The organism is Nocardia heshunensis (assembly GCF_054782115.1).
Map to the genome: position 1 here is coordinate 1 of NZ_BAAGTC010000079.1, position 2733 is coordinate 2733.

The following is a 2733-nucleotide window of genomic DNA, read 5'->3' on the forward strand; positions in this document are numbered from 1 at the left end:
TGTGGTGAATCACCAGGGCCAGCACGTATTCCGCGCTCACCGGGGCGTTCGGGTCCACGACGGGGTACTGGCCGGTGGGCGCGATATCGGCGAAGTCGAAGGTGTAAGCCGCCGCGTGCGCGGCCGCTTCCGACTCGGCGACCTGGACGGTCTCCGAACCCTCGATCTTGAACAGCGCCACCTTGATCGGCACCTCGACGGTGACGTCGAAGGAGGTGGAGATCAGCTCCACCACCGCGCCCACGACCACGTCGGCAGTGACGGTGCGCACGCGCAACTCGGGTACGGCCTGCGTGGGCGGCAGGATGACCTGCACCGCGCCGTCCTCGGTCTGCGGGTAGATGGTGCGCAGGATCTCGTGGCGGGCAACCACATCCGCGATGGCGGCACGCAGCGCGTCCACGTCGAGTGCGCCGGTCAGGCGCACCGCGACGGGCACGTTGTAGGCCGCCGAGGAGGTGTCGAACTGGTTGAGGAACCACATGCGCTGCTGCGCGAGCGCCAGCGGAATGTTGTCGGGTCGTTCGACGGCGGTCAGCGCCTTGCGGTCTCCCACACCGGTGTGCTGCTCGACGTTGGCGGCCAGGCCCGCGACGGTCGAGGCTTCGAACACGGCGCGCACCGGCACCCGGGTGTCGAGGGCCGCGCCGATGCGGGCGGCGAGCTGGGTGGCCATCAGCGAGTTGCCGCCGAGGGCGAAGAAGTCGTCGTCCGCGCCGATACTCTCCACGCCGAGTACGGCCGCGAAAACCTCGGCGACGGCGATTTCGGCTTTGCCCGCAGGTGCCCGGAACTCGCGCGGAGCGAAAACTGGTTCGGGTAGGGCCTTCCGGTCGAGCTTGCCGCTGGTGTTGAGCGGAAGAGCGTCGAGCGTGACGATCGCGCCTGGAACCATGTAGGCCGGCAGTGCCCCGGCTGTCGCCGCGAGCAGTTGCTGCTGGTCGGTGGCATAGCCCGGTGTCGGCACGACATAGGCCACCAGCTGATCGCCCAGGGCGTTGGGCATCACCACCGCGACCGCCTGGCTGACGGAAGGCTGCGCCAGTAGCGCGGTTTCGATCTCGCCGAGCTCGATGCGCTGTCCACGGAACTTCACCTGGAAGTCGGTGCGGCCGATGTACTCGAGGCGGTCCGGCTCGCTACGCCACACCACGAGATCACCGGTGCGGTACATGCGCTCACCTGGCTCGAACGGGTTTGCCACGAAGCGATCCGAGGTCAGGTCCGGCCGTCCTGCATAGCCGCGGGCCAGCTGGTCACCGGCCAGATACAGCTCACCCGGCACCCCGGCGGGAACCGGTCCCAGGCGTGAATCCAGCACGTACACGCGGCTGTTCCATTGCGGCAAACCGATCGGAACGGTCTGAGTATCGCCGTCCCCGGCAGGCCAATGGGTGATCGACACTGTCGCTTCGGTCGGACCGTACAGGTTGTGCACCTCGATGTCCGTGCCCAGCGCCCGTATCGCATCGACCGTCGCCGGCGGCAATGCCTCACCGATCACGAACACAGTGCGCAAAGTCGGCATCGAACTCGGCCGGGCATGCGCAGCGAACGCCGACAACATCGACGGCACGAAGTCCGTGACCGTAACGCCCTGTGCAGCAATCGTTTCAGCGATGTAGCCGAAATCGCGGTGGCCGTCGGGTGTCGCGACCACCAGCGTCGCCCCGGCGCGCAGCGGCAGGAAGTAGCCCCACAATGACAGGTCGAATGTCGTGGCCGTTTTCTGGAGATAGACATCGTGCGGGCTCATCGGATACTGCGCGAGCATCCACGTCGTCTGATTGTGGATCGCGCCGTGGGAGATCGTGACACCCTTCGGCTGTCCCGTCGAGCCCGACGTGAAGATCACGTAGGCCGGATTGTCCGGGCGCACCGGTCCCAGCAACTCCGCATCCGCGACCGGTTCGACCGAGAACTCCTCGAGCGCAACCGTATCCAAGTTCAGTACCTGGATCTCGTCGGGCAATGCGACGGCATCAGCGGTCGTTGTCAATACGCACGCCGGTTGTGCGGTCTCGAGGATGTAGGCGATGCGTTCGGCCGGGTGATCGGGGTCCAATGCCACCCAGGCGCCACCGGCCGTCACGATCGCGTACATGCCGACCACGAGATCCAGTGAGCGCCGCATCGCCAAGCCCACCAACGACTCGGCACCGACACCCTGTGCGATGAGCAGGCGCGCGACCTGGTTCACCTGAGCATCGAACTCGGAGTAGGTGAGTTGTCGGCCCTCGAACGAAACCGCCACCCGTGTCGGAAATTCCGCCACCGCCCGGCGATAACCGTCGAGCAGCAGCCCGGGTTCGATCTCGTGCTGGGTGTTGTTGCGATCCACCAGTATCCGGGCGCGCTCACCGGCGTCGAGCAGGTCGATCTCACCGACAGCCGCGGAAGCATCGGCGAGGATCGCGTCGAGTACCCGCATGAACCGGTCGGCGAAGGCTTGGATGGTCGTTTCGTCGAACAGGTCGGTGGCGTAACTGAATTCGGTGAGGATCTCAGCCGGGGTGCCGTCCTCGGTGTACCGGTCGTACAGCGTGACCTGCAGGTCGGTCTTGGCCAGCTGCGAATCGAATTCGACCGCGGCCACGTGCAGGCCCGGCAGTTCGAAGGCGGTCTCGGCCAGGTTCTGGAACGAGAGACCCACCTGGAACAGCGGGTTGCGCGCGGTGGAGCGCACCGGGTTGAGCACCTCGACGAGCCGCTCGAACGGCACGTCGGCGTTGG

1 protein-coding gene is annotated in these 2733 nt (G+C 66.4%); it reads right to left on the bottom strand.

All coding sequences use genetic code 11. The annotated features are described in order from the left end of the window. Positions 1 to 2733: non-ribosomal peptide synthetase (locus ACYVN4_RS45300; protein ID WP_460730541.1), on the bottom strand; the 2733-nt coding region annotated here is incomplete at both ends.